Below are 25,535 nucleotides of genomic sequence, written 5' to 3' on the forward strand. Positions count from 1 at the left end.
ATCCGTCTGCTTCATGAGGGCACATGAACGCGAACGAAGGGGAAGAACCGAATGCGCCACAGCGTAACCGAGTCGTTGCTGCACCTCGACTCCAGCGCCGATCTCACTCGTGACTCGGTGACGAGGCAGCTCACCGCGTCCTTCGCGGACGCCTGGCGCGGCCGGGAAAACCGGTACCGCTACCGGGACGTGGCCGCCGAGCCCGTCCCGCTGGTGACCCCCGCCTACGCCACGCTCGGGCGGCGGGTGGAACGCCACGGCGTGCTCCCGCTGGACAAGATCGCCGCGCTGGCCGAAACCGGGGCCGAGGAGCGGGAATGGGCGCTGACGCTGCCCCTGATCGAGGAGGTGCTCGCCGCGGACGCGCTCCTGCTCGGCGTCCCGATGTACAACTTCTCGGTGCCCGCCTCGTTGAAGGCGTGGATCGACCGCGTGAGCTTCCCCGGTGCCTTCACCGACCCCGACACCGGCGAAAGCCTGCTGCGGGACACCAAGGTGGTGCTGGTCCTCGCGCGCGGCGGCGGTTACGGGCCCGGCACTCCCCGTCACGGGTGCGACTTCCAAACCCCTTATCTGCGAGCGCATTTCGGCAAGCTCGGAGTGTCCGAAGTGAACTTGTCCACTGTGGAGGCCGAGTTGACCAGGGCTGGCGACATTCCCGCACTGGCCGGTCTCGAAGACCTGGCGGCGGAATCGCTCGCGAACGCCCGCGCCGCGGTGGCGGAACTCGCTACGGGCTGATTCCGGCGACGACCATCCGCAGCAGCCGGTCCGCTTCGGCGGCCGGGTCGGCATGGCCCTCGGTGGCCAGCACGATGCCCGCGACCAGCGTGACCAGATCCGCCACGGTCACGCCCGGCGCCACGGCGCCGATTCGCGCGGCGCGCCGCAACAGCGGTTCACCTGAATCCGCCAGCTTCGCCGAACAGATCTTCGCGTGCGACGTGTAGTCCTCGCTGTCGGAGGAAAGCACGGTGGCGAATCCGCGCGCGGAGGCCGCGTAGGCGGTGAGATCGCTCAGCCATTCCAGGAACGCGGCGCGCGGATCGGCCGCGTCGGCCAGTTCGCGGCCGCGTTCGCACAACGCCTCGATCCGCTTCGCGAAGACGGCTTCCAGCATCGCGCGCCTGCCGGGGAAGTGCCGCCGCACGGTGGCCGAGCCGACGCCCGCCGTGCGGGCGATCTGCTCCAGCGAGGCGTCGGCGCCGTGCGCGGCGACCTCCTGTTCGGCCACGGCGAGGATGCGCGCGTAGTTCTGCCTCGCGTCGGCGCGCTGTGCGGCCACGGCGTCACCTCCGGGTTTGCTAAGTGGCGGGCCCCTCCATATAGTAGCGGAGGACTAAGTGGCGGGCCCCGCCACTTAGCGAACCGGCTACCTCCGAGGAGCACTCATGTCCCCCATCCTGGTCACCGGTGCCACCGGCAAGCAGGGCGGCGCCACCGCGCGCGCCCTGCTCGACGCCGGTTTCCCCGTCCGCGCGCTCGTCCGGAACCCGGACACCGACCGCGCCCGCGCCATCGCCGCGCTCGGCGCCGAACTAGTCACCGGCAACCTGCGCGACCGCGACTCCGTGCTGCGCGCGGCCGAGGGCGTGCGCGCCGTGTTCTCGATCCAGATGCCCGAGCTGACCGACGCGCGGGGCGACGACGAATGGGTCCAGGCGAGCACCCTGATCGACGCCGCGCGCGACGCCGGGGTCGGTCAGTTCGTGCACACCTCGGTGTCCGGTGCGGGACAGCACCGGACGGCCCTCACCGACAAGACGACCTCGATGTGGCATTCGATGGAAACGAAGGCCGCCATCCAGGATCGCGTCCGTGAAACGGGCTTTCCACAGTGGACGATCCTGAAGCCCGGCTTCTTCATGGAGAACTTCCTCCCACCGTCCTTTGTGCTCCCGAACGGCCCCGAAGGCGGGCTGGTGACCGTCATCAAGCCCGGCACCGAAGTCCCCCTCGTCGCGGTCGCCGACATCGGTGCCGCCGCGGCCGCCGCCTTCGCCGACCCGGCGCGCTTCCACACCGTCGAACTGGAACTGGCGGGTGAGCGGCTGACGATGACCGGGATCGCCAAGATCCTCTCGACGGTCTACGGCACCGAGCTGACCGCCCCGGTGCTGACCACGGCCGAAGCGATCGCCGCCGGGGCACCCGATTTCGGCCACGACGGGCTGAACGAGTTCGACCAGCCCGGACGTCCCGAGGACGCGCGAGCATTCGACATCCCGCTCACCGGTTTCGCGCGGTGGGCGAACGAGCACCTCCGCTAGCCGGTCAGCAGCGAGCGCAGCGGGACGGCGATCTCCTCGACGGTCCGGCCATCCGTGTCGACGACCAGGTCTGCCGGTGCCGCCACCTTGTCGTCGGCGAGCGAGATTTCCCTTGCACGGGAACGGAGTTCGTCCTCCGGCACGCCGACGAGGTCGTCGCCGGGGAGGGGCGGGCCTTCCCCGCGCCCGCGCGCCAGTATCCGTTCGGTCAGCTCGGCGGCCCCGGCGCGCAGGCGGCACACGGTGAAGTTCCCGCCGGGAACCGCCCGCACGTACCGGTCCAGGTCCGCGGGATCGTCGACGTCACCGACGAGGACGAGGTACTCGGCGCCCTCGGCCCGAAAAGTCCGCCACAGCGCGGCGAGGTTGCGTGCCTTCAGCCGGTGGCCCGATTCCGGCCGCGCGAAACCGAGCTGGTCGAGGTCCGCGTAGGCCACGGTCGTCCCCGCACCGGCGATCCCGGCGAACACGGCCCAGCCGACGGACGACTTGCCCACCCCGGTCGGGCCGGTCACCCACAGCACATCCACTGTGGACTCAGCGGGAGCAGTGGGGTCCACAGTGGACTCCAGGACGCGCCGGGGAACGGTGATCGACTCGCGGACCCGGCGCGCCACCTCGGGCACGGACCGGCCGTCCGTACCGACCACCACGTCGGCGAACCCGGTGCGATCCAGTTCGGCCGACACCGCCACCGCCGCGTCCACCAGGTGCGGGAGCCAGCCGCGGCCGAGGAAACGCTTGCGCAGTTCGTCCTCTCCCGCGGTCAACCGGCACAACGTCACGTCGGCGCCGGGCAGCAACGAGGTGTACGAGCGGGCCGTTTCGGCCGAGTCCAGCATCCCGCAGACGATCAGGCAGTCCGCGACCTCGGCGTAGTTCGGCCACATCCCGGCGAGGTTGCGCGCCTTGACGCCGTGGTCACCGGCCAGCTCCGGGGTCGGCAGGCACAACCCGATCTGGTCCGTGTCGAGCACGGCGGCGCGCACCCCGGACGCGGACAGCGAACGGAAAACCTCCCACGCCACCGACGTCTTGCCCACCCCTGGCGGGCCGTACAACCACAGCACCGGCATGTCGTCCACGGCGGCAGGCTAACGAAGAAAGCGCGCCGTGCCGAACGAATTACCGGGCGGTGTCCAAGGCGTACCGGACGGCGTCCGCCCTGGAGTGGAAATCCGCCTTGGCGAACAGGTTGTTGATGTGCGTCTTCACCGTCGCCTCGCTGATCACGAGCCGGGCGGCGATCTCGGGGTTGCGCAGCCCTTCGCCGATGAGCCCGAGGATTTCCCGTTCCCGCGCGGTGAAGCCGAATTCTTCCCGTGCGCGGCGCGGCTCCCGCGTCGCCAATGCGAGCAGGCGCTGCTGCACCTCGGGCGCGAGCACGGATTGGCCGGAGCCCGCGGCGCGGACGGCCTGCTCGATCTTGGCGCGGTCCGCTTCCTTCGTGAGGTAACCGCTCGCGCCCGCGCGCAACGCCGCGAGGATGGACTCGTCGTCCTCAAACGTGGTCAGCACGAGGACCTGGACACCGGGATGGGTGGCGCGGATGCGTTCGGTGGCCTCGACCCCGCCCAGCACCGGCATGTTCAGGTCCATCAGCACCACGTCCGGCCCGTGCTCGGCGACCACCGCGATCGCTTCTTCGCCGTTGGTGGCGGTGCCGATCACGTCGATGCCGTCGGCGAGGTCGAGCATCACCGCCAGCGCTTCGCGAATGGACGCCTGGTCGTCCACGACCACCAGTGACGTCATCGGGGCACCTCCACGTCCACCCGCCAGCCGCCGTCAGCGGGCCCTGCCCGCAGCGACCCGCCCAGCAGCGCGACCCGTTCGCGCATTCCCACCAATCCCATTCCGCCGCCTGGCCCGGCGGGCGCGCCGCCCGGTCCGTTGACGACCGTGAGCGACACCGTGCCTCCGGTGAATCCGAGCGTGATCGAGCGGTCCGATCCCGGAGCGTACTTGGCGGCGTTGGTCAGCGCCTCCTGCGCCGCGCGCACGATCGCGTGCGCGGTTTCGGTCGGCACCGGGCCCGGCTCACCGGTCACCTCGAACGCGACGGATTCCCCCGCGGCCATGAGTTCGAGCGTCTTCTCCAGCGGCAGCGTGTCCTCGCGCAGCGCGTGCACGGCGTGCCGGGTTTCGGTGATGCTGTCCACCGCGAGCGCCCGCGCGCGGCGGATCGCGCGGTTCGCTTCCTCGGTCCTTCCCTTGCCCTGCAACGCATCCGCCATGTCGAGCTGCATCGCGATACCGGAAAGGGAATGGCCGAGCACGTCGTGGATCTCGCGCGCGATCCGGCTCCGCTCCACCAGTGCGGCCTCGCGCGCTTCGGACCGGCCCGCCCGTTCCGCCTCGGCCGCGGCGCGCTCGGCGTTGCTCAGCGCTTCCGCCCGCTCCCGCCGGGAGATCCCGGCGTAAACCGGCCCGGCGACCGACAGCGCCGCCCACCATGGCCAGGTGCGGGGCGTCGGGTGCACCTGGCCGACAATCCAGACGGACGCGGCCGCGGTGACCCCGCCGAGCGCGGCGACCCAGATCGCCGCGCCCCGGTCGAGCCGCTTCCCCGCGACCATCGAAGCGACGAAGGCGAGCGCCGGGGCGAGGGTCGCCTGCGCGAGCGGGAGCAGCACCGCGGTGGACACCGAGTAGGTGACGGCGAGGGTGATCCGCAGCCACCGGGGAAAGCCGTCCCACGAAAAGAAGGACACCAGCGCGCACGACGCGACCACGAGGAACAGCGCGATCGACAGCCACGGCACGACCAGCTCGGCGGAAAAGTACTGCACCACCGTCACCACCAGGACGGCGGCCGGTACGAACGGGACCACCAGATCGTCGGTGAACCGCTTCCGTGCCGTCATCGCGCGCTCCTGATCAGTCCCGGTGGTGCCCACGGTAGTCAGCGACCGGCGATGCGGTCCTGCAGGCTGTCCAGCAGCGGCGAGGTGCGGTTCGGCGCGCCGTCCTTGCCCTTCTCCCAGATCACCTGGTGCCCGCCGCGCATCGCCTTCGCCAGCGCGACGACGCCTTCCACCAGCATGCCCAGCCCGATCGTGAGCATCGTGGTGGTGCCGAGCGCGGACGCCGCGCCCTTGTCGAACACGCCGAGCAGCAGCGTGGCGCCGAACTTCACCGCCACGTTGAGCACCCACAGCACGAGGGTGACCCAGGTGTAGCGCATGAACACCACGCCGTCCTGCCGGTACACCCTGATGCTCGCGCCCCGCAGCGCGCCGAGGCCGATGCTCAGCAGGGCCGTCACCACCAGGAAGAGCACCGCGGTCCCGGCGACCCCGTCCAGGTTGACGAGCCCGATCACGGTCAGCACCGCGGGCAGGATCAGCATGCGCTTGGCTTCCGCCGGTTCCCCCATGAACCGTCGCAACAGGACATACCCGATCGCCGCGATGATCAGGACTATCTGGACGGGCCCGCTCATGGTGTCGCCTCCGCTCACCTCGACTTTTGACGCTTCCGAGGTTAGGAAACGGGGAGGTCCCCGTCTTGCGGCGAGCGCCGTATCCCCGGGTGGAGAAATCTCTCCACCCGGGAACCGGATCAGCCGGTGACGAGCGGCTGCGGCAGCGCTTCGGTCTGGTCGTCGACGACGGCCCTGACCACGGCGCGGCCGGGCGTGTGCCCTTCGGGATCGCGGCGCACCCGCAGGGTCAGCGTCGTGGACCCGCCCGCGGGGACGGTGAAGGCGACCGGGTCCGCGCGCAGCCGGTCGTCACCGTCCAGGCGGAGCGTTCCGCTGGACGCGCGGCCGCTGACGCTGTCGAGGCGGACCACGACCTCGCCCGGCACCGGGGTCGCCGCGATCGGGGCCATGCGCACCGGCGTCGTGATCACGCGCCAGCCCAGTTTGCGCACCGTGCGGTCGTAGCTGATCAGGCCTTTAGTGTGGTAGCCGGGCACGGCGTAGGTGTCCCCGGACGCCCCGGCCGGGGTGAGCGCGAACTCGGTGGACGTCCAGATCATCTGCCCGAGCGTGTGCGGGCGCCGTTCGAGCAGCCGGTTGTAGGTGTCGATGAGCGCGGCCTGGTAGTACTCCCCGCCTTTGCCCGGCAGGTCCAGCCCCGCCGCCGCGTCGGCACCGTACTCGGACAGCACGATCGGTTTGCCTCCGGCCGCCCGCTGCACGTCGTCCATGTCTCGGCCGATGTCCTCGGGTTTCTCGTAGTACCAGCCCGCGTACTGGTTCGAGGCCACGAAATCGTCGGCGCCGTAAGCCTTTTCTTCGGTGAGCCACGCCGTGACATGGGTGAACAACCGGGACGGATCGAGCTGTTTCCCGTAGTCCACCAGGGTTTTGACGTAGTCGGCACCGGCGTCGGTGTTGGTGGCGTTTTCGTTGCCCACGGACCAGAAGACCACCGAGGCGTGCCCGCGATCGCGGTCGATCTGCCTGCGCAGCATGGTTTTCGCGTAGTCCCGCGTCTTGGCGCTCGCGAGTTGCGCGGCGGTCGCCTGCGTCACCGGGACCTCTTCCATCACCAGGATGCCCAGTTCGTCGGCGGCGGCCAGTTCACCGGGTGTCGTCGGGTAGTGCGCCGGGCGCATGAGCGTGAAACCCCGGTCCCGCATGGTTTTCAGCTCCGCGTGGGCGAACCCGTCCGGCTGCGTGCGACCGAGCCCCGGGGAGTCGGCGTGCCGGTTGAACCCGCGCAGATTCGTCAACGGTGTCCCGTTGAGAATGACGTCTCCGCCGTGGACGGTGACCGTGCGGAATCCGGCGCGAGTGGTCAGCGGGGTGGTGAGCGGCGGCGAGACCGTGACGGTGTAGAGCGCCGGATCCGCCGGTGACCACAGGTGCGGTGACGGCACGGAAAACCGCACCGGCTCGCTGACTCCGCCGTGCGCGGGCGCTTTGAACGCGGCGGCGCGGGTGAACACCTTCCTTCCGTCGGGACCGGTCACCGTGACGGCGGCGAAGACCGGAAGGGGAAGCCCGAGCGCGTTCACCGTGTCGGCGCGCACGGTCAGCGTGCCGTCGGCGGCGCCGTCCGCGGTGATCCCGGTGACCGCCAGCGGCGCGGTCCTGGCCAGCCGCGCGCCCTGGGTGAGCCCGCCCCAGTTCCAGTACAGGTTCGTGTTGAGCCCGTAGGACCGCACCAGCGCGGCGGTGTTGTCGGCGACCACGGCGAGCACGTTGCGCCCCGGCCGCAGCAGCGACCCGACCTCGAGCGAAACCGGCAGGTGCCCGCCGACGGACTCGCCCGCCTTGCGCCCGTTCACCCAGTACGTGCAGGCGAAGGAGCACGCGTCGAAGGTCAGCGTGGCCGGTCCCGGCCCGGGGTAGGCGAGGTCGCGCCGGTAGACGACCTTGCCGCCGTCCGGCGAGTTCCAGGCGTCGCGCACGGCGCCGTAGGAATCCGGCACCAGTACCTCGCGCAGCGCGGGATCCGCGAACCCGGGCTGGACGGCGGCGGGGACGTCCCCGTTTAGCGCTTTGCCCGGCAGCGCGGCGGCGGTCGCGAACGACCAGCCGCCGTCGAGATCGGTGACCCCGGGTTGGCCGGACGGCCGCTCGGTGGTGACGGGGATCGAAGCGCTCACGACACCCTGCGAGGTGATCGCGTCCGCGCGCAGCACGTGCCGTCCCGGCGCGAACCAGGCCGCGTCGGTGACGGTCCGCCAGCTCGGGCGCTTCCCGATCCCGTCCGCGTAGTGCCGCGTCACCTCGGCGAACGCGACTCCGTCCATTGTGTACTGGACGCTACGGGTGTCCGGCGGCGCCGTCACGTCGATTCCCTGGGTGCCGCGCAATGTTCCCGGGGTCGGCGCGGTGAACCGGACCTGCCGGTCTTCGGGTGGCCGGTGCGCGCCCGCGTTGGCGGTCACTTCCTTCGCCGCCTCGGGAAAGCTCTCGAGGCCGATCTGGTTGCGCTGGAACACGTTCGACGCGCCGCCGTTGTGCGGTTTCGCCTCGTTCTGGTCGGTCCAGTTGTCCTGGACGATCAGGTGCCTGCTCCAGGAAGCCCACGAGGAGAACCAGTTGATCCCGTTCTCGGTCGCGTTCCGCACCACGTTGCGCTGCACGGTGTAGGAGCCGCTCCGCTCGTCGCAGTAGATGCCGTTCGCGCTCACGCCGTCGGCGAACTCGATGTCGTTCTCCTCCACGCGCGATCCCGGCGACTGCGCCTGCGTGTAGATCGCACCACCGTCGTGGAGCTGCCGCATGAACCCGCTGATCTTGTTGCGGCGCACCAGAACGTCGCGCTGGGTGTCGCCGGTGCCGACGAAGTTCCAGCCCCAGCCGACCGAGATCCCGGTGTAGGGCAAGTCCGACAGCGAGTTGCCCTCGATCGTGAGCCCGTTGTTGTACCCGCCCATGATCCCGACGGCGTCCCGGAACTCCTGCCCGATCCGGCTTATTTCGTTGCCGCGCACCACGTTTCCGTTCGCCTTCGCGCGCGGGTCGGCGGGCGCGTGCTGGGTGTCCCCGACGAACACGGCCCCGCCGGAAAGATCGGTGAACGCGCTGTCCGCGACCACGCTGTCCTTGGTGCCGCCGGAAAGCGCGATTCCGGCGCCGCCGAGGTGAGTGAAAGTCGTTCCGGTGAACGCGATCCGCGCGCCCGCGGTGACTTCGACGGCCGCCGTGGTGCGGGTGTAGTCCTCGCCCGATCCGGGGATCTCCCCGGTTCGATGCCCGCCGACGTAGTACCCCGCCTGCGCACCCGCGTACCCCTCCGCCGACGACGGGTTGAGCCAGTTCGTGCCGGTGAACGCGAGCCCTTCGAACGCGAGGTCGTGCACGGGATCGTCGAGCGTCCCGGTGAGCTGCAGCAGCCGCTCCGCCGACGGCAGCTCGACTTGTGCGGTCACCAGGTCCTCGCCCGGCCGCGGCACGTAGTAGACGCGGTTTTCCTTCGCGTCCAGGAAGAACTGACCCGGTGTGCCGAGCAGTTCCTTGGCGTTCTCGAACCAGTCGACGCCGAGGTAACCCTTTCCTCGCGGGCTCGCGGACTGCCAGCCGGTCTGCGTCGGGGCGTTCGCGTTGTCCCAGCACGGCTGCGCGACGACGACCCTGGTCCCCTGGATGTCCGAGACCGAGCAGTGGAAGTCCCGCCAGCGCGCGTTGATCACGACCTGAAGCTGGGCGGGATCGGCGAACCCCGCCAGCGCCGGATCGACGCCGGTGATACCGCGCTCATCGGTCTTGCACTGACTGGCCGGGCACCCGAAGCCACGATCGCGCACCGCGCGGACGCCGTTGACATACAGCTCACGCGCGCCGGAGCCGCGCGGAACCGGTGCCGCCCAGACGTTCTTGTCCCCCGGCTGTTTGGCCCACCCGGTCACCTTCGTGGCACCGGTGAACACGGGACGCGCGCCCTCGGCGGCACGGTAGGTGATCCGGTGCCCGCCGCGCCCGGAGTCCGCGGCCCCGAACCGCAGCGGCTCGGCCAAGCGGTACTCACCGTCCATTACGGACACCGTGACGTCACCGCGCTCGCTGCGCTGGGCCGCCAGCCCGCGCGCGGTGTCCACTGTGCACGGTGCAGCCCTGGTGCAGTCGCGGCCGGTGGCGGCCGGCGCGACCCACAACGTGGTCACCGCGGGTTCCGGGGCCGCCTGCGCCGTCACCGCGCCGGTGAGGCCCAGCAGAACCGTCGCCGCGGCGGCGGCGAGGCGGGTGGTGAAGCGAACGTGGCGGGGACGAGCGGGCATCGAAGCCTCCCAATCACGTATGTGAATCAGTTCACATATCGGCGAGGCCTGAGCATAGGTCGGATGACTGTATTTGTCGACAAGTAGCATCAAACGATCAACTTCGAGCAGTGAGGTTCAGCCGTGCGCAGCAGCCGACGGGGCAGCTAGCCTGTCCGGCGTCGAAGTGGACCACGGGAAGAGGGCGTGATGGGCGAACGTGACACCGTGCTGGTCGTCGGCAGCATCACCGCGGACGTCACCGCGTTCGCCGAACGGCTCCCCCGGCCGGGCGAGACCGTGCTCGGCACCGACTTCACCCTCGTACTCGGCGGGAAGGGCGCGAACCAGGCGGTGGCCGCGGCCAGGTTCGGCGCCCCGACATCGATGGTCGGCTGCGTCGGCGAGGACCTCTTCGCCGACCTCACCCGGGACTCGCTCGCCGGGCACGGGGTCCGGACCGAGTGGGTGCGGCAGGTCCCCGGCCCGACCGGGGTGGCGCACATCCGCGTGGACCGCGCCGGGCAGAACGACATCGTGATCACCCCGCTCGCCAACGCCGCGCTCGATCGGGCACAGGTGGACGCCGCGATCGCCGCACTGGCACCGGTTTCGTCGGTGCTGCTGCTCCAGCTCGAAGTGCGCCCGGAGATCACCGCGCACGCCGCCGAAGCGGGACGGCGCGCCGGACTGACGGTCGTGCTCGATCCCGCGCCCGCGGCGGAGCTCCCGGACGGGATCTGGCCAACGGTCGACGTGGTGACCCCGAACGAAAGCGAGGCCACCTTGCTCACCGGCGTCGAAGTGTCCGATGTGGACAGCGCGAGTCGTGCCGCGAAGTGGTTCCTCGACCGCGGTGTCGGACGGGCGATCATCACGCTCGGCGACCGGGGCGCGGTGCTCGCCGACGCCGACGGCACCACCTTCTTCGAAGCGATCGAAGTCGCGGTCGTCGACACCACCGCCGCCGGAGACGCCTTCACCGGCACCTTCGGCGCCGCGCTCGCCGCCGGTCACGGCACGGTCGAAGCCGTCGAACTCGCCATGGCCGCGGGCGCACTCGCCGTGACGAAAGCGGGCGCCAGCCCGTCACTCCCGAACCGAACCGAGATCGACGCGCTCCACCGACGGTGACATCTGCTCGTAGTCCTAAGCGGCGAAGCCGCTTGAGTGGGCCGTCAGCTCGCACCGCCGCGGGTTCTCAGCCGTCTTCTCGCGAGGACAGCTTCAACGTGGTGAATTGGCATTCATGAGTTGGAGATCCCGGAGTCGACAACACCGCGGCGCGCAGCGCCTCCTTGGGGGGTGGCGGCTGGGCGACGGGCGGGCTGAGGTTCCGCTACCCGCACCGCCACGCAAGCCAGTCAGACTTATCTTGAAGTAGGCTGCCTACCTATGAGGGCAGATGCGGTTCGAGGCCATCTCGACGGGTTGCTGTTGGCAGTACTGGAAACCGGGCCCCTGCACGGGTACGCGATCATCTCGACGATCCAGGAGCGCAGCGGCGGCGCGCTGGAGCTGCCGACGGGCACGATCTACCCGGCGCTGAACCGGCTGGAGCGGCTCGGCCTGCTCGACAGCAGCTGGCAGTCCGTCGGCGAACGGCGGCGGCGGTGCTACCAGCTCACCGACGCGGGCAGGCGCAGCCTCGACACCCAACGCGGCGCGTGGCGCGAGTTCACCGCCACGATCAGCGCGGTGCTCAACCCCGCCCCGGCGCCGAGGACGGCCCGATGACCACCGTCGAACGCAGGACCGACCCGGTGGACGACTACCTCGCCGCGCTGGCGGCCGCGGTGCACGGGCCCGCGAAGGTCAAGGCCAGGATGCTCGAAGAGATCCGGGGCGGGCTCGAAGACGCCGTGTCGGCACAGGGCGGCGATTCTCACGCGGCCGCGCTCGCGCTGCGCGATTTCGGCACCGTCGAGGAGGTCGCGTCGAGCTGCCAGACCGAACTGACCATCGCGCAGACCAGGCACACCTCCCGCGCGCTCGCGCTGACCGTGCCGTTCCTGCTCGCCTGCTGGTACCTGATCCGGACCGCGAGCCCCAGCGGTGACGGGCAGGTGGCGCGCGTGGCCCAGCTGGTCGCGGCCCACCTGACCGGTGCCGCGACCATCGCCGCGGTGCTCGCCGCGGCGGCGCTGGCCGCCACCGGCACCCTGGCCCGCTGGCTGCCGACCCCGCCGAAGCTGCCGCGCGTGGTCGCCTGGACCAGCACGTCCACCGGGGCCGCCATGGCGGTGGCCACGGTCGCGCTGCTCTCCGCCTCACCGGCGTCGGCGAACTGGCCGCTGGTCGTGCTCGCGGGGCTGTTCACCGCCGCGTCGCACGCGATGGTGGCGGGCTCGGCGCGCGCCTGCCGCGAATGCGCGCGCCTGACCTGCTGATTTCCCGTGTTCGACCCCATAGGTAGGCTGCCTACGCTTGGCTATGTAGGCTGGGTACCTATAGCCAGCCTAGGTGTTGTGGAGGGGTCATGTTCAAGGTGCTGCTGTCCGTGCACATCTTCGCGGTGATACTGGTCGTCGGACCGATCGCCGTGGCCGCGTCGCTGTTCCCCCGCTACGCGAAGCAGCTGGCCGCCGAAGAAGGCGAAGTGGCCACCCGCAGCACCGGCGTCGCGACGCTGCTGCACCGGATCTGCCGCGGCTACGCCGTCGTCGGCATCGCCGTCCCCGTCTTCGGCATCGGCGCGGGCGCCCACCTCGGCGTGCTCGGCGACTACTGGCTGATCGCCTCCATGATCCTCACCGCCGCCGCGGCCGCACTGCTGGTACTGGCGATCCTGCCCGCCCAACGCCGCGCGATGACCAGCGGCTCCGTGTCGAAACTCGCCATGACCACGGGGATCTTCAACCTGCTCTGGGCGATCGTCGTCGTGCTCATGATCGTCCGCCCAGGCTCCACCACCGGAATGCACGGGTGAGCTTGGACTGACACTCGGCCATCCATGACATCTCGGTGGCTCAAGGCTGTCAACCGAGCCACGACGATCGGCCCCTACGGTTCAGGCGTACCATTCGGCCAAACGCATGGTGAGGATGTTCCGAGAGCCAGACCGCCCTTTTTGTTAGCCTGAAACGACATCGAAAACCCGTCATCGCTTCGCACGGCGTTCATGAACATGTCAGCAGGACGGGAATCCTTGTCGATATTCCATCCGTTCTTGGTCAACCAGGACTTCATTGCATCGAAATATTTATCGTGGTCGGCTGGATCAAGCCCTCGTACCCAATAATCAGCATTGACGTGCTTACGCTTCTCGAATCCAACACCCGAGGGATCAGGGCACGCGTTCTGCTGCACTCCGCGGTCTTCCAACATCGCTTCAGCGGGCAGCGCCGACCGGAGTTCGGCCGCGTAGTTTCGCGCCCGATCCTCAGCTTGCCGCACTGTAATGGTAGGAGTGTTTTGATCGTTTGAAGGCATGTCGCCACCTCCACAGGCACTCAAGAGCAGCAGAACGGCGATCAGCAACAATGCTGAAACAGGTCCGGGACCTACCGTTCGACGCATCTTAGTTTCCAGCAATTACCTGCCCCATTCGACGAAGCGAGGATGAGCGCGGCTCCCAGTAGTCGCTGTGCGAATGAAATGGGCTTGATGCATCAGCGTCGAAGCTCTGGCCTCCGAACCAGGGCATGGTCGGATCCGGCCCCAACGGATCGATGTCGTCTGTATTTTCGGTGTGAAAGTTCGTCAGGATCGGTATCGGATCGGTGGGTGCCGCCGTCGAAAATACATGCTTGCCGACCTGATCGGGCGGAACATTGTCCAAGTGAAGCTGGTCCGCGTGACGTACCCCAACCCCTGGACTGCCAGCGAATACCAAATCGTCTGCGGCGAGACCGTGATCTCGGGCAGTTTGACCGATCGCTGTCGTGCCATAACTGTGACCTATAACGGTGGTGTGCGGCGGTGTGTGTGAAGGGTCGTTCGGATGACTCGCCAGCAATCCAGCCTGAAAATCATGCAGAGGCCGCTCCGCGTTGTCGGCGAACACGCTTCGCGGCGAGTCGAGGATAATGTTCTGGGGTGCGTCGTAGCCGATCCAAGTGACTACCGCAGTTGACGGTGACCCGGCATCCTGCGCAGAGCGAAGCATGAGGTCGGAACGAGCTACCTGGTCGCCGACTTCGGCCAGCTTGGCTCCCGTGCCGGGGACGAACGTCGCGACATTCTCAGCTTCATCGGGATTCCCACTGGAAACGATAGCTTGACCAGCGTTCTCGGTATTTACGCCAAGGAGGTAAGCCTTCTGACCGTTGACCGCGTTCTGCAACCTGTCTTCAATCGACTTGATTCCACCAAGTTTGCCATTGATGTCATCGATCTGCGATTTGAGGTCCTCGTACTCCGACTGGTCGTTGAGCACGATTTCTCCACCGGCGGTTCGACGCAGGCCGTCGATCTTCTTTTGAACGTCGTCGCACTGTTTTTGCAAAGACTCTTTTTGCCGCACCAGAACTCTTTGGTTCGCTTCGTCCCGGACGGCAACGGGCACCCCGTCGAGCTTGCCGACAATGCCCGGATTATCTCTGGCGTAGATCGTTTGCCCCACCTTGGAGAGGGTGGCCCACCATGCGGCGTTCTGCGCGGGCGTCGCGCCGGGCGGGGGTTCGGGCAGGGTGAGGCCGATTTCTTTCAGGCCCGCGTCGGCTGCCGCCGCGACGGTGCCTTGGTGGAAGTCGGCGTATTCGCCGAAGGCGGCCCGGAAGAAGAGCGAGTCGAGGTCGTTGTCGATGTCCTCGGCGGTGCGCAGGGCTTGGGTGAGGTCGGCGCCCACCTGCTCGTGTACGTGGGCGCGGTCCTCCGGGTGCATCTCCGGAGGCGGCTCTTTCCCGGCGAAGTCATCGGTGACCTGGCCATTCGCATCGACGGTGAAGCCGTACTTGCGGGCCAGTTCTTCGGCGGCTTCGATCGCGTGCTTGACGGGCGGGATGGCGTCGGAAGCCTGCATCAGCCCCTTGCTCACGGCGCTGGTGACCGCGGTCAACGCCATGAGCCGGGTCATCAACCGGTTGTGGGTTCCTTGGGCGGCGTCGGCGGCGGGGCCGGTCCAGCTGGCCATCGGCATGAGACGGCCGAAGTCGTCGCCGGAGTGCACCAGGGTCTGCTGACGCTGGCGGAGGGTGGTGGCGATCTCGTTGAGGACTTCGGGTTTCCAGTTCTTCACGTCGGCGAGGCTGACCATCAGAACGGGCCTCCCGGCGCGTCGCTGCCAGGGATGGCCCCGGCCGCGGCGTGGTCACCGGCGACGTAGGTGTCGGCCGCGGTGGCGAACGCGGTTCCGTGCGCCTCCGCCCCGGTGCACCATTCGATGAACGTCATGCTCCACGTGTCGGAGTACATCGTCGCGTTCGCACCGGCCTTCGCGCCAGGCAACGCCCCAGCGACGCCAGCGACCGGTTTCCCGCAGTCCGCGCCGCGCAGCTCCCCGAGCGCGGACTGCGCGGATCTGCTGGTCGCGCGCAGCGTTTCGGGCACGCTTGTGAAGCCCATAAAAGCCCTCCCCGGCTGTATGGATCACTACCTGTAGGCACACAGTGACACACGATCCACCACTCGCGCACCCAGCTCCCTACTCACGGGGGATGAGTAGTTCCCCGCAGCGCCGCACGCTCGGCGTGCGGTGGGAGCAAGTAATCTCGCGAGGCAGGTGCCGACGAGGAGGTCCGGGTGGTCAGGGAGCAGGCTGGGCGGATTCTGGCGGCGAACCTGCGCGTGCTGCGGGAGCAGGCGGGCATGTCGCTGTCCGAGCTGGCGCGGCGGTCCGCCATCGCGAAGGGCACGCTGTCCCAGCTCGAATCGGGCACGGGGAACCCCACGATCGACACGGTGTTCAGTTTGTCGAACGCGTTGGGGGTTCCGGTTTCGAGTCTGCTGACCGAGCGCGCCGATCCGGATGTGGTGCTGGTGCGTGGCGGCGGGCTGGAGGTACTCAGCAGCAACGCGGTCGACCTGCGGATGCTCCGCCGGATGGATGTCACCGAAACCGTCTTCGAGCTGTACGACCAGCGGGTGCGGCCAGGCGAGGTCCAGCACTCGGACGGCCACCCCGGCCGCGAGCACGTCGTCGTCACCTCCGGGGTGCTCCGGGTCGGCCCGCCGGATTCGCCGTTCGAGCTGCAGCCCGGCGACTACGTGTGCTTCCCCGCGCAGAACCCGCACATCTACGAGACGATCGGCGGGCCGGTGCTTTCGGTGCTGCTGCTGGAGTATCCGGCCGACGCGGGGCCGCCGACGCTCGGCGGCTCCTGCACGGCGGGCGAGCGGAGGGGTTGACCAGGGTCCACCCGGCGACTTAGTCTCCGGTCGTTCATTTCAATGAACACTGGAGGTGGTCGTGGCGCATCCCGACGTGGTGGTCGCCGGTGCCGGGGTGATCGGTGCCGCCTGTGCCGAGGCGCTGAGCGCGGCGGGGCTCGTCGTGACCGTGCTCGATCGCGGCGCGCCCGCGGGCGGCACCACCGCGGCAGGCGAGGGCAACGTGCTGGTGTCCGACAAGGAGCCCGGCCCGGAGCTGGACCTGGCCAAGGCGTCGCGACGGCTGTGGCCGGAACTCCTCGAAGGACTGCGCGCGGAGCTGGGCACCGAACTCGCCGACGCCGAGTGGGATCCCAAGGGCGGCCTCGTCGTCTCGACGGGCGAAGCCGGGCCGCTGCGGGACTTCGCCGCCGTGCAGCGGGAGTCCGGTGTGGACGCACAGGTGATCGGCGCCGAGGAAGCCGCGGAGCTGGAACCGTTGCTCACCAAGGAGATCACCGCCGCCGTCTGGTATCCGGAGGATGCGCAGCTGCAACCGGTGCTCGCGGCGACGACCCTGCTCGCCGCAGTGCGCGCACGGGGCGGCACCGTCCTTTCCGGACACACCGCGCTCGGGGTGACCACCAGCGGCGGGTCGATCAGCGGCGTCCGCACGAACCACGGCGTGCTCCCGTGCGGCGCGGTCGTGAACGCGTGCGGGCCATGGTCCGGTGAGTTCGCCGCGGCGGCGGGCGCGCCGATCGCCGTGCTGCCCAGGCGTGGCATGGTGCTGGTCACCGCGCCGCTGCCGGAATCGGTGCGGCACAAGGTGTACGACGCGGACTACGTGGGCGCGGTCGCGAGCGGTGACGCGGATCTGCAGACCTCGACCGTGGTCGAATCGACGGCCGCGGGCACCGTCCTGATCGGCTCCAGCCGCCAGCGGGTGGGGTTCGACGAAACCATCCGGGTCGACGTCCTCGCGGAGCTGGCGCGCAAGGCGGTGACGCTGTTCCCGTTCCTGGCCGCGGTGCCGGTGATGCGCGCCTACGGCGGATTCCGGCCCTACGCACCGGATCACCTCCCGGTGATCGGCGAGGATCCCCGGCTTCCGGGGCTCTGGCACGCGACCGGTCACGAGGGTGCCGGGATCGGGCTCGCCGCGGCGACCGGGCGGCTGCTCGCCGATCTCTTCCGCGGCAACGAATCCATTGTGGACCACAATCCGTTCCGAGTGGACCGGGCGGAGGTGCTGGCATGAACGTCAGCGTGGACGGCGAGCCGATGACCGCCGCACCGGGGCAGACCGTGGCCGGGCTGCTCCTCGCCGCTGGCCGGTCTTCGTGGCGCAGCACCCGCGGCGGCGGCAGGCCACGCGGCGTGTTCTGCGGGATCGGCGTCTGCTTCGACTGCCTGGTGGTGGTGAACGGCGTGCCGGACGTCCGCGCCTGCCAGCGGACGCTCGCCGACGGCGATCGGATCAGCACCCAGCACGGGGCGGAGCTGCCGTCATGACCGTGACCGTCGTCGGCGCCGGGCCCGCCGGGATGGCCGCCGCGCGCACCGCCGCCGAAGCGGGCGCGGACGTGCTGCTGATCGACTCGGGCACCAAGCTCGGCGGCCAGTATCACCGGCAGAACTCCTTGTACACAGGGGAAAAGTTCGCACTTCCGGCGAACGTGACCCACCTGCCGGACACCGCCGTCTGGGCCGTGGAGCCTGGACCGCGGCTGCACCTGCGCACCGGACCAGCCGACGGACCCGGCCGCACCGGGCGCACGATCGACGCCGACGCGCTCGTGCTGGCCACCGGGGCGTACGACCGCGCACTGCCGTTCCCCGGCTGGGACCTGCCCGGCGTCTACACCGCGGGCGCCGCGCAGGCGATGGCGAAGGGCCAGCGGGTCGCGGTCGGCCGCCGCGTGCTCCTGTCCGGGACGGGGCCGTTCCTGTTCCCGGTGGCCGAATCCCTGCTCGGCGTCGGCGCCGAAGTGCTCGGCGTGCTGGAGGCGAACCACCCGGTGACGGGCTGGCTCGCGAACCCGGGCGGGCTGCTCGCGGGTGCCGCCAAGGCCGCCGAGCTGGGCCGCTACCTCGCCGTGCTGGCACGGCACCGGGTGCCCTACCGGCCGCGGACCACGGTGCTCGCGGCGCACGGCGAACACCGCGTGGAGGCCGTGACGACGGCGCGGGTCGACCGCGACTGGCGCGTGGTCCCCGGCACGGAGCAGCGCGTCGAATGCGACGCCGCCTGCGTCGGCTTCGGGTTCCTCCCCCAGCTCGAACTCGCCGTCGCCGCGGGCTGCGCGCTGCGCGACGGGTTCGTCGACGTGGACTTCACCCAGCGCACCTCGGTGCCGGGCGTGTTCGCGGCGGGCGAGCTGACCGGGATCGGCGGCGCGGTGCTGTCCGAGGACGAAGGCACCGTGGCCGGGGCCGCCGCCGCGGGCGCACCGGTCCCCCGCCGCGCGCTGCGCGGGGTCCGTGCGGGACGGAGGTTCGCGGCCGCGCTCGAAGCCGCCTACCCGATCCGATCCGGCTGGCGCGACCGGCTCACCGGCGACACGCTCGTCTGCCGGTGCGAAGAAGTCACCTACCGCGCGCTGTGCGACGCGGTCGAAAAGCGCGACGCCACCGGTGTCCGCGCGCTGAAGCTCGTCAGCAGGGCCGGGCTCGGGCAGTGCCAGGGCCGGATCTGCGGACGCACCGTCGCCGAGCTGACCGGCACCGAAACCACCGCTTTCTCGAAGCGCCCGATCGCGGCGCCGGTCCGGCTCGGTGAGCTGGCGGAAATCCCCAAGGAGGACAAGAAATGACGCAGGAAAAGCTCGACGGGGTCATCGTGGCGACCGCGCTGCCCTACGCCGAGGACGCGAGCGCGCCCGCCGGGCTGCGGGTCGACCTCGACCGCTACGCCGAGCACTGCCGCTGGCTGATCGACAACGGCTGCCGCGGCATCGGGCCGAACGGGTCGCTCGGCGAGTACTCCTCGCTCACCTCCGACGAGCGGCGCGCGGTGGCCCGCACCGCGATCGAAGCCGTCGGTGACGACGGCATCGTGGTGGTCGGCGTGCACGGCGTCGGCGCGCACCAGGCGCGCGAGTGGGCCGAGAAGGCGGCCGAGGACGGGGCGCACGGCGTGCTGTGCCTGCCGCCGACGATGTACCGCGCGAACACCGCCGAGGTGATGCACCACTACGAGCAGGTCGCGGGCGTCGGCCTGCCGGTGATGGTCTACAACAACCCGATCGACACCAAGGTGGACCTGCTGCCGCCGGTGGTCGCCGAACTGGCGCAGCTGCCCAACGTGGTCGCGGTCAAGGAGTTCTCCGGCGACGTGCGGCGGGTGCTGGAAATCCGCGAGCTGGCGCCGGAGCTGACCGTGGTCGCCGGTGCCGACGACGTCGCGCTCGAAGCGCTGCTGATGGGCGCGACCGGCTGGTTCGCCGGGTTCCCCAACGTCTTCCCCGCCGAGTCCGCGCACCTGTTCTCCCTTGCCCAGCAAGGAAAACTGGCCGAGGCACGCGCGCTGTACGAACCACTGGTCGCGGCGTTCCGCTGGGATTCGCGCACCGAGTTCGTGCAGGCGATCAAGCGGGGCATGGAACTCGTCGGCCGGTTCGGCGGCCCGTGCCGTCCGCCGAGGGGGCCGCTGTCCGAGGACAAGCTCGCCGCGCTCGACGCCGACATGCGCCGCGCGATCGCGCACCTCGCCGCGCACCCGGTGGCAGCCTGAAATGCGGGCTTCGAGGTACTTCTCGGCGGTCGATTCGCACACCGAGGGCATGCCGACGCGGGTGATCACCGGCGGTGTCGGCGTGGTCCCCGGCGCGACGATGGCCGAAAAGCGCGTGCACTTCGTGGAGCATCTCGACCACCTCCGCGAGCTGCTGGTGAACGAACCGCGCGGGCACGCCGCGATGAGCGGGGCGATCCTGCAGCCGCCGACGCGCGGGGACGCCGACTGGGGCGTCATCTACATCGAGGTGTCCGGGTGCCTGCCGATGTGCGGGCACGGCACGATCGGCGTCGCCACGGTGCTCGTGGAGACCGGGATGGTCGAGGTGACCGAGCCGGTGACGAAGGTGCGGCTCGACACCCCGGCCGGGCTGGTGGTGGCCGAGGTCGCGGTCACCGGCGGTCGTGCGAAAGCGGTGACCATCCAGAACGTGCCCTCGTTCTCGCTGCGTCTCGACGCGGAAGTGGACGTCGAAGGGCTCGGGACGGTCCGATACGACCTGGCCTACGGCGGGAACTTCTACGCGATGGTCGCGCTGGACGATCTCGGTATCGGATTCGACAAGTCCCAAAAGGACCGGATGCTCACCGCCGGACTGTCCATCATGGACGCGATCAACGCGGCGGAGAAACCGGTGCACCCCGCCGATCCCGCGATCACCGGGTGCAAGCACGTCCAGTTCGTCGCGCCGGGCAAGGACGGCAGCGACGCGCGCAACGCGATGGCGATCCACCCCGGCTGGTTCGACCGCTCGCCGTGCGGCACCGGCACGTCCGCGCGGATGGCCCAGCTGCACGCGCGCGGTGAGCTGGCGATCGGCGCGGACTTCGTCAACGAATCGTTGCTGGGCACCAGGTTTACCGGCAGGCTGATCGAGGAAACCCGCGTCGGTGGGCTGCCCGCCGTGGTGCCCACCGTGACCGGCCGCGCGTGGATCACCGGGATGGGCCAGTACCTGCTCGATCCCACCGATCCGTTCCCGAGGGGGTTCACCCTGTGACCAGAGTCGTCTCGACCTCTCCGCAGCGCCCCGCCGACGTGGTGGCGGACTGCCCGGCGACACCAGCCGAGCAGGTAACCAGGACCGTCGCGGAAAGCCTTGCGGCACAACGGGAATGGGCGCGGTCTGCGGCGGCCGACCGCGCTGCCGCGCTGACCGCGATGGCGGACGCCGTCGCCGGTCACCGGCGCGAGCTGGCCGATCTCGTGATCCGCGAGGTCGGCAAGCCGAGCACCGAAGCGCTCGGCGAAGTCAGCCGCACGGTGGCCATCCTGCGGTACTACGCGCAGCAGTGCTTCGAGCCGGTCGGCGAAACCTACCCCCGCGCCGGCGGGCTGGACTTCACCGTCCGGCGGCCGCACGGGGTGGCCGGGCTGATCACGCCGTGGAACTTTCCGCTCGCCATCCCGGTATGGAAGGCGGCCCCGGCGCTGGCGTGCGGCAACGCGGTCGTGCTCAAACCGGCGCCTGCCGCGACCGGATGCGCGCTGCGGCTGGCGGAACTGTTCGCCCCGCACCTGCCCGAAGGGCTGTTCTCGGTGGTGCCCGGCCTCGGCGACGCGGGCGCGGCGCTGGTCGGTTCGGCCGACGTCGTGTCGTTCACCGGCTCGGGCGCGGTCGGCCGCACGGTGGCGGTGGCCGCGGCGGAACGCGGGGTCCCCGCGCAGTGCGAAATGGGCGGGCTCAACGCGTCGATCGTGCTGCCCGACGCCGATCCCGACCGGGCGGCGGCGCAGATCGCGGCGGCCGCGATGGGGTTCGCGGGCCAGAAGTGCACCGCGACCAAACGGATCCTCGTGGTGGGCGATGCCGCGAACTTCGCGGACGCGCTGGTGGCGAAGGTCGAAGCGCTCGGCGTCGGCGATCCCGCCGACGAGGGGGTCGCGGTCGGCCCGGTGATCGACGAGGCGGCGCGGCAGCGAGTGCTGGCGGCCGCCGACGGCAAAGTCCTCACCGGCGGCGGGAGCCCCGGCGGCGACGGCTGGTTCGCCTCGCCGACCGTCGTCACGGGGCTCGGCCAGGACGCGCCGCTCAACACCACCGAGGTGTTCGGCCCGATCTGCACGCTCACCGGGGTGTCCACTGTGGATGAAGCACTGCGGATGGCGAACTCCGGCACGTACGGTCTGGTCACCGCCTTGTACAGCAACGATCTCGACGCCGCCCTGTCCTTTGTGGACCAGTGCGAATCGGGCATGGTGAAGGTGAACGCGCCGACCAGCGGGGTGGACTTCCACCTCCCGTTCGGCGGCGAAAAGGAATCCGGGTACGGCGGGCGGGAGCAGGGCAAGGCCGCGCTGCGCTTCTACAGCTCGTCCCGCACCGTCCAGCTCGGCTGAGCGATCGGCGAACACCCCTGACGGGCATCGGCCCGCCGGGCAGTGAAGCACGCCCTGGAGAAGGGAAGAACCGAGATGGCAACGAAGCCGCTCACCGACCGCGGCCTGTTCCGCCGCAAGCCCATCGACGACATCGAAGAACCCGTGAACGGCGACACCGGGCTGAAACGGGTGATGGGCACCTGGCAGCTCACCGCGCTCAGCCTCGGCGGGCTCGTCGGCGCGGGCGTGTTCTCCCTCTCCGGGGTGGTCGCGAACCAGCTCGCCGGGCCGGGCGTGCTCATCTCGTTCGTGCTCGCGGTGCTCGCCAGCGCGGCGGCCGCGTTGTGCTACGCCGAATTCACCAGCCTCATCCCCAAGGCCGGATCCGCCTACACCTACGCCTACGCGGTGCTCGGCGAGGTCGTCGGCTGGCTGATCGGCTGGGACCTGCTGCTGGAGTACACCGCGATCGTGGCCGTGGTCGCGATCGGCGTCTCGGGGTACCTCTCGTACCTGGTGCAGCAGCTCGGATTCGACCTGCCCGACTGGATGCTCGGCGCGCCGGGGACCGGGTCGGGGCACCGGATCGACCTGTTCGCGATGCTGATGTGCCTGCTGCTCGCGTGGATCCTCAACCGGGGAGCCAAATCCTCGGCCAGGGTCGAGACCGCGCTCGTGGTGATGAAGGTGGTGCTCGTACTCGTCGTGGTCGTCGCGGGCGCCTTCCACATCAAGGGCGGCAACTACACGCCGTTCCTGCCGTACGGGATCGGCGGGGCGGTGACGGGCGCGGCGACGGCGTTCTTCGCGGTGTACGGCTACGACGCGATGAGCGCGGCCGCTGAGGAGACCGACGACGCGCGCAAGAAGATGCCGAAGGCGATCCTGCTTTCGCTCGGCATCGCGACCGTGATCTACGTGCTGGTGTGCGTGGTCCTGCTCGGCATGCAGAACTACCGCGACATCGACACGCAGAGCCCGTTCTCGAGCGCGCTGGCCGCGGTCGGGCTGCCGTCGCTGGCGATCGTGGTCGCGGTCGGCGCGGTACTGGGCATCACCACCTCGATGTTCGCGAACATGCTGGCGGTGACCAGGGTCTGGTTCGCGATGAGCCGCGACGGCCTGCTGCCGAAGTGGTTCGCGAAGACGCACCCGGTGCGCAAGGTGCCGAGCAGGGTGACCTGGATCGTCGGGGTGGTCTCGGCGCTGATCGCGGGGCTGCTGCCGATCAGGGAGGCCGCGGAGCTGACCAACATCGGCATCCTCGCCGCGTTCATGGTGGTCTCGATCGCGGTCGTGGTGCTGCGGCGGCGGCAGCCGGACCTGCCGCGCGGGTTCCGCTGCCCCTGGGTGCCGTTCGTGCCCGCGGTGGGCGTCGCGTTCTCGGTGTGGCTGGTCAGCCAGCTGGACTGGGTGACCTGGTCGCGGTTCCTCGGCTGGCTCGTAGTCGGCCTCGTCCTCTACGCGGGCTACGGCTACCGGCGCTCGGCCATGTCCGGCACGCCCCGAAAGTGACCTTCGGGGCGTTAGATGCCCCGAAGGTCACTTTCGGGGCGCCGGAGATGGCTGCCTAGTGCGTCTGGAGGTACCACCAGCCGAGGGCGGCAAGGCCGCCGAGCACGACCACGATCCCGCAGGTGATCAGCAGCGTGCGCAGGCCGTTGCGGCGGGGCCGTTCGATCGGGGCGGTCTCCTGCGGCCTGCTCGGCTGCGGTAGCCCGACCGGCTCCATCGCGGGCCTGCTCGGGTGCACCGGTTCCATCTGGGGCTTGCTCGGCTGCGGCAGCGCCAGTGTCGCCTCGCTCTGCGGCGCGCGCTCTTCGACGTCGATCACGTCGGCGCGGATCACCGTGACGTTGTCGGTGCCGCCGCCCTTGAGCGCCATCTCGATCATCCGGTCCACGCACTCCTGCGGGTCCGGCATCTCCATCAGCTCGGCGAGGGCCTCGAAGGTGACCATGTCGGACAGGCCGTCGGAGCAGATCAGGTACCGGTCGCCTGCCCGCGCCTCGCGGACGGCCAGCGTCGGCTCCACCGCGTGCCCGGTCAGCGCCTTGAGCACGAGCGAGCGCTGCGGGTGGATCCTGGCCTCCGCCGGCGTGATCCGGCCCTCGTCGATCAGCGACTGGACGAACGTGTCGTCCTTGGTGATCTGGGCGAACACGCCGTCGCGGCGCAGGTAGCCGCGCGAGTCGCCGACCTGCGCGAGGCCGAGCCTCGTGCCGGCGAACAGAATCGCGGTGAGCGTGGTGCCCATGCCCTCGAGATCGGCGTCGGAGGTCACCAGCTCGGCGATCGCCGCGTTGCCCTCGGCGATGCCGTCGCGGAGCGGGCCGAGCAGGTCCTCGCCCGGCTCGTGCTCGTCGAGCGGCGCCAGCGCGGCGATCACCACCTTGCTGGCCACCTCGCCCGCGGCGTGTCCGCCCATGCCGTCGGCGAGCGCCAGCAGCCGGGGCCCCGCGTAGACGGAGTCCTCGTTGTTGGAGCGCACGAGGCCGCGGTCACTGCGGGCCGTGTAGTTGAGCACGAGGGGCATAAGCGCAGCTCCGTATGAACACCGTCGAGAGGATGTGAATGTACCTTAGCCCGTCACCCTTCCTGGTTACGCGGCCCTTGACGCCACCGGGTCCGACCTGGCAAGACCACCCTCCGTCACGACCACGGGCGCCGGGACCGCCGAGCCGCGCGCCACCGGCCCGCGCGGGGCGGCCGGGGTGCCGGTCGCGAAGGCCGCGGTTCGGGCACTCAGTGCCGTCATGGTGGCCATCAGGGGATCGGGCCGCACGCGCGGGACGGGGAATTGTGGTGCGGACACCGGGGAAAACGAATTGAATTTCGGTCTTGCACGGGCGCGCGGAAAATACCGAATCGGCGCACCGGTTGAACGCCGTGCAAGCGAATCCGATCGAAAACCCTCGAACGGGCGGGAACCGGAACGGCCCGCGGTACGACTTCCTCCCTGTGTGCGAAGGCGAGAACTCGGGATGGCGGCCGCGGCGGGGCGCCGTGCTCATGGTGTGCGGCCGGTGCGAGTCCAGCAAGGACGATGCGTGGGTCCGCCGCGTGCGCGCGCTCGTGTACACAATGCTCGGCCGCGAAGCCGTTACCGTGACGGTGTCCGGGTGCGTACGGTCCTGCCCGCGGGACAGGATCGCGGTCGTGCTGGCCAGCCCGACGCGCGGCTGCTGGGAATGGGCCGCACCACCGGAATCCGAAGCCTGCGCGCGCTACCTGGTTTCGATGGTGTCTCATCCAGCGGTCGGAATCACCGAAGCCACGGGAAGTTCGCTACG

23 protein-coding genes and 1 pseudogene are annotated in these 25,535 nt (G+C 70.0%); 14 read left to right on the top strand and 10 right to left on the bottom strand.

All coding sequences use genetic code 11. The features are described 5' to 3' along the window. The first annotated feature begins 51 nt into the window (after positions 1 to 51). The gene (locus HUW46_RS11190) at positions 52 to 741 is read left to right on the top strand and encodes an FMN-dependent NADH-azoreductase (RefSeq protein ID WP_215547210.1); all 690 of its coding nucleotides are present in this window, start codon (positions 52 to 54) and stop codon (positions 739 to 741) included. Here the strand turns inward: HUW46_RS11190 and HUW46_RS11195 are convergent. Next, on the bottom strand, positions 731 to 1,285 hold the full coding sequence (locus HUW46_RS11195; protein WP_215547211.1) for a TetR/AcrR family transcriptional regulator: 555 nt from the start codon (positions 1,283 to 1,285) through the stop codon (positions 731 to 733). The genes HUW46_RS11190 and HUW46_RS11195 overlap by 11 nt on opposite strands. A 106-nt stretch (positions 1,286 to 1,391) precedes the next feature. On the opposite strand from HUW46_RS11195, the gene HUW46_RS11200 reads away from it, so the two are divergent. Further along, complete coding sequence (locus HUW46_RS11200) at positions 1,392 to 2,270, top strand: NmrA family NAD(P)-binding protein (RefSeq protein WP_215547212.1); 879 nt, start codon at positions 1,392 to 1,394, stop codon at positions 2,268 to 2,270. Here HUW46_RS11200 and HUW46_RS11205 read toward each other — a convergent pair. The 5 genes from HUW46_RS11205 to HUW46_RS11225 all read right to left on the bottom strand — a co-directional run bounded on the left by HUW46_RS11205 (position 2,267) and on the right by HUW46_RS11225 (position 9,953). After that, positions 2,267 to 3,346: an adenylyl-sulfate kinase gene (locus HUW46_RS11205; protein ID WP_254126590.1), complete on the bottom strand. Its 1,080-nt coding sequence runs from the start codon at positions 3,344 to 3,346 to the stop codon at positions 2,267 to 2,269. The genes HUW46_RS11200 and HUW46_RS11205 overlap by 4 nt on opposite strands. A gap of 49 nt (positions 3,347 to 3,395) precedes the next feature. Beyond that, a complete protein-coding gene (locus tag HUW46_RS11210) occupies positions 3,396 to 4,025 on the bottom strand; it encodes a response regulator (RefSeq protein ID WP_215547214.1) in 630 nt (209 codons plus the stop codon). Continuing rightward, positions 4,022 to 5,137: a sensor histidine kinase gene (locus HUW46_RS11215; RefSeq protein WP_215547215.1), complete on the bottom strand. Its 1,116-nt coding sequence runs from the start codon at positions 5,135 to 5,137 to the stop codon at positions 4,022 to 4,024. The genes HUW46_RS11210 and HUW46_RS11215 overlap by 4 nt, the downstream gene beginning before the upstream one ends. 38 nt (positions 5,138 to 5,175) lie before the next feature. Next, the gene (locus HUW46_RS11220; protein ID WP_215547216.1) at positions 5,176 to 5,715 is read right to left on the bottom strand and encodes a DUF1453 domain-containing protein; all 540 of its coding nucleotides are present in this window, start codon (positions 5,713 to 5,715) and stop codon (positions 5,176 to 5,178) included. Positions 5,716 to 5,834: 119 nt separating this feature from the next. Next, a complete protein-coding gene (locus tag HUW46_RS11225) occupies positions 5,835 to 9,953 on the bottom strand; it encodes a glycoside hydrolase family 2 TIM barrel-domain containing protein (RefSeq protein ID WP_215547217.1) in 4,119 nt (1,372 codons plus the stop codon). Between the two features lie 189 nt (positions 9,954 to 10,142). On the opposite strand from HUW46_RS11225, the gene rbsK reads away from it, so the two are divergent. The 4 genes from rbsK (at position 10,143) to HUW46_RS11245 (ending at position 12,861) form a co-directional block, all read left to right on the top strand. Further along, positions 10,143 to 11,066: a ribokinase gene (gene rbsK / locus HUW46_RS11230; protein WP_215547218.1), complete on the top strand. Its 924-nt coding sequence runs from the start codon at positions 10,143 to 10,145 to the stop codon at positions 11,064 to 11,066. Positions 11,067 to 11,327: 261 nt separating this feature from the next. Then, on the top strand, positions 11,328 to 11,669 hold the full coding sequence (locus HUW46_RS11235) for a PadR family transcriptional regulator (protein ID WP_215547219.1): 342 nt from the start codon (positions 11,328 to 11,330) through the stop codon (positions 11,667 to 11,669). Further along, entirely contained in the window at positions 11,666 to 12,322 is a 657-nt protein-coding gene (locus tag HUW46_RS11240) for a hypothetical protein (protein WP_215547220.1), read from the top strand. The genes HUW46_RS11235 and HUW46_RS11240 overlap by 4 nt, the downstream gene beginning before the upstream one ends. Positions 12,323 to 12,411: 89 nt before the next feature. Continuing rightward, positions 12,412 to 12,861, top strand: a complete 450-nt coding sequence (locus HUW46_RS11245; protein ID WP_215547221.1) for a hypothetical protein — start codon at positions 12,412 to 12,414, stop codon at positions 12,859 to 12,861. Positions 12,862 to 12,935: 74 nt separating this feature from the next. On the opposite strand, the gene HUW46_RS11250 is transcribed toward HUW46_RS11245, so the two are convergent. From HUW46_RS11250 to HUW46_RS11260, 3 genes are all read right to left on the bottom strand, one after another. Next, the gene (locus HUW46_RS11250) at positions 12,936 to 13,364 is read right to left on the bottom strand and encodes a hypothetical protein (protein ID WP_215547222.1); all 429 of its coding nucleotides are present in this window, start codon (positions 13,362 to 13,364) and stop codon (positions 12,936 to 12,938) included. A gap of 88 nt (positions 13,365 to 13,452) precedes the next feature. Then, positions 13,453 to 15,129 (bottom strand): alpha/beta hydrolase, encoded by a 1,677-nt coding sequence (locus HUW46_RS11255; RefSeq protein ID WP_215547223.1) that lies wholly within the window; start codon positions 15,127 to 15,129, stop codon positions 13,453 to 13,455. After that, positions 15,129 to 15,437, bottom strand: coding sequence for a hypothetical protein (locus HUW46_RS11260; protein WP_215547224.1), 309 nt, complete (start codon positions 15,435 to 15,437; stop codon positions 15,129 to 15,131). Before HUW46_RS11260 ends, HUW46_RS11255 begins: the two co-directional genes overlap by 1 nt. Before the next feature lie 177 nt (positions 15,438 to 15,614). Between HUW46_RS11260 and HUW46_RS11265 the strand changes: the two genes are divergently transcribed. The 8 genes from HUW46_RS11265 (at position 15,615) to HUW46_RS11300 (ending at position 23,757) form a co-directional block, all read left to right on the top strand. Beyond that, positions 15,615 to 16,220 (top strand): helix-turn-helix domain-containing protein, encoded by a 606-nt coding sequence (locus tag HUW46_RS11265; protein ID WP_215547225.1) that lies wholly within the window; start codon positions 15,615 to 15,617, stop codon positions 16,218 to 16,220. Positions 16,221 to 16,281: 61 nt separating this feature from the next. Beyond that, positions 16,282 to 17,442: an NAD(P)/FAD-dependent oxidoreductase gene (locus HUW46_RS11270; RefSeq protein WP_254126064.1), complete on the top strand. Its 1,161-nt coding sequence runs from the start codon at positions 16,282 to 16,284 to the stop codon at positions 17,440 to 17,442. Then, positions 17,439 to 17,696 carry a (2Fe-2S)-binding protein gene (locus HUW46_RS11275; protein ID WP_215547226.1) on the top strand — a complete coding sequence of 86 codons (258 nt, stop codon included), beginning with the start codon at positions 17,439 to 17,441 and terminating at the stop codon, positions 17,694 to 17,696. The genes HUW46_RS11270 and HUW46_RS11275 overlap by 4 nt, the downstream gene beginning before the upstream one ends. After that, on the top strand, positions 17,693 to 18,997 hold the full coding sequence (locus HUW46_RS11280) for an FAD/NAD(P)-dependent oxidoreductase (protein WP_215547227.1): 1,305 nt from the start codon (positions 17,693 to 17,695) through the stop codon (positions 18,995 to 18,997). The genes HUW46_RS11275 and HUW46_RS11280 overlap by 4 nt, the downstream gene beginning before the upstream one ends. Continuing rightward, positions 18,994 to 19,917, top strand: coding sequence for a dihydrodipicolinate synthase family protein (locus HUW46_RS11285; protein ID WP_215547228.1), 924 nt, complete (start codon positions 18,994 to 18,996; stop codon positions 19,915 to 19,917). Before HUW46_RS11280 ends, HUW46_RS11285 begins: the two co-directional genes overlap by 4 nt. 1 nt (position 19,918) lies before the next feature. After that, positions 19,919 to 20,920 carry a proline racemase family protein gene (locus HUW46_RS11290; protein WP_215547229.1) on the top strand — a complete coding sequence of 334 codons (1,002 nt, stop codon included), beginning with the start codon at positions 19,919 to 19,921 and terminating at the stop codon, positions 20,918 to 20,920. Continuing rightward, positions 20,917 to 22,260 (top strand): aldehyde dehydrogenase family protein, encoded by a 1,344-nt coding sequence (locus HUW46_RS11295; RefSeq protein ID WP_215547230.1) that lies wholly within the window; start codon positions 20,917 to 20,919, stop codon positions 22,258 to 22,260. Before HUW46_RS11290 ends, HUW46_RS11295 begins: the two co-directional genes overlap by 4 nt. 75 nt (positions 22,261 to 22,335) lie before the next feature. Beyond that, positions 22,336 to 23,757, top strand: a complete 1,422-nt coding sequence (locus tag HUW46_RS11300; RefSeq protein WP_215547231.1) for an amino acid permease — start codon at positions 22,336 to 22,338, stop codon at positions 23,755 to 23,757. Positions 23,758 to 24,048: 291 nt separating this feature from the next. On the opposite strand, the pseudogene HUW46_RS11305 reads toward HUW46_RS11300, so the two are convergent. Next, positions 24,049 to 24,778 (bottom strand): annotated as a pseudogene (locus HUW46_RS11305) (PP2C family protein-serine/threonine phosphatase); the annotation flags it as partial. Positions 24,779 to 25,535: the final 757 nt, after the last annotated feature.

It is taken from the genome of Amycolatopsis sp. CA-230715 (genome assembly GCF_018736145.1).
GTDB lineage: Bacteria > Actinomycetota > Actinomycetes > Mycobacteriales > Pseudonocardiaceae > Amycolatopsis.

Bases quoted from the DNA above. Each gene is read 5' to 3' on its own strand.
- HUW46_RS11190 (WP_215547210.1), top strand. From the start codon at position 52: ATGCGCCACAGCGTAACCGAGTCGTTGCTGCACCTCGACTCCAGCGCC.
- HUW46_RS11200 (WP_215547212.1), top strand. From the start codon at position 1,392: ATGTCCCCCATCCTGGTCACCGGTGCCACCGGCAAGCAGGGCGGCGCC.
- HUW46_RS11205 (WP_254126590.1), bottom strand. From the start codon at position 3,346: ATGCCGGTGCTGTGGTTGTACGGCCCGCCAGGGGTGGGCAAGACGTCG.
- HUW46_RS11210 (WP_215547214.1), bottom strand. From the start codon at position 4,025: ATGACGTCACTGGTGGTCGTGGACGACCAGGCGTCCATTCGCGAAGCG.
- HUW46_RS11215 (WP_215547215.1), bottom strand. From the start codon at position 5,137: ATGACGGCACGGAAGCGGTTCACCGACGATCTGGTGGTCCCGTTCGTA.
- HUW46_RS11220 (WP_215547216.1), bottom strand. From the start codon at position 5,715: ATGAGCGGGCCCGTCCAGATAGTCCTGATCATCGCGGCGATCGGGTAT.
- HUW46_RS11225 (WP_215547217.1), bottom strand. From the start codon at position 9,953: ATGCCCGCTCGTCCCCGCCACGTTCGCTTCACCACCCGCCTCGCCGCC.
- rbsK (WP_215547218.1), top strand. From the start codon at position 10,143: ATGGGCGAACGTGACACCGTGCTGGTCGTCGGCAGCATCACCGCGGAC.
- HUW46_RS11235 (WP_215547219.1), top strand. From the start codon at position 11,328: ATGAGGGCAGATGCGGTTCGAGGCCATCTCGACGGGTTGCTGTTGGCA.
- HUW46_RS11240 (WP_215547220.1), top strand. From the start codon at position 11,666: ATGACCACCGTCGAACGCAGGACCGACCCGGTGGACGACTACCTCGCC.
- HUW46_RS11245 (WP_215547221.1), top strand. From the start codon at position 12,412: ATGTTCAAGGTGCTGCTGTCCGTGCACATCTTCGCGGTGATACTGGTC.
- HUW46_RS11250 (WP_215547222.1), bottom strand. From the start codon at position 13,364: ATGCCTTCAAACGATCAAAACACTCCTACCATTACAGTGCGGCAAGCT.
- HUW46_RS11255 (WP_215547223.1), bottom strand. From the start codon at position 15,129: ATGGTCAGCCTCGCCGACGTGAAGAACTGGAAACCCGAAGTCCTCAAC.
- HUW46_RS11260 (WP_215547224.1), bottom strand. From the start codon at position 15,437: ATGGGCTTCACAAGCGTGCCCGAAACGCTGCGCGCGACCAGCAGATCC.
- HUW46_RS11275 (WP_215547226.1), top strand. From the start codon at position 17,439: ATGAACGTCAGCGTGGACGGCGAGCCGATGACCGCCGCACCGGGGCAG.
- HUW46_RS11280 (WP_215547227.1), top strand. From the start codon at position 17,693: ATGACCGTGACCGTCGTCGGCGCCGGGCCCGCCGGGATGGCCGCCGCG.
- HUW46_RS11285 (WP_215547228.1), top strand. From the start codon at position 18,994: ATGACGCAGGAAAAGCTCGACGGGGTCATCGTGGCGACCGCGCTGCCC.
- HUW46_RS11290 (WP_215547229.1), top strand. From the start codon at position 19,919: ATGCGGGCTTCGAGGTACTTCTCGGCGGTCGATTCGCACACCGAGGGC.
- HUW46_RS11300 (WP_215547231.1), top strand. From the start codon at position 22,336: ATGGCAACGAAGCCGCTCACCGACCGCGGCCTGTTCCGCCGCAAGCCC.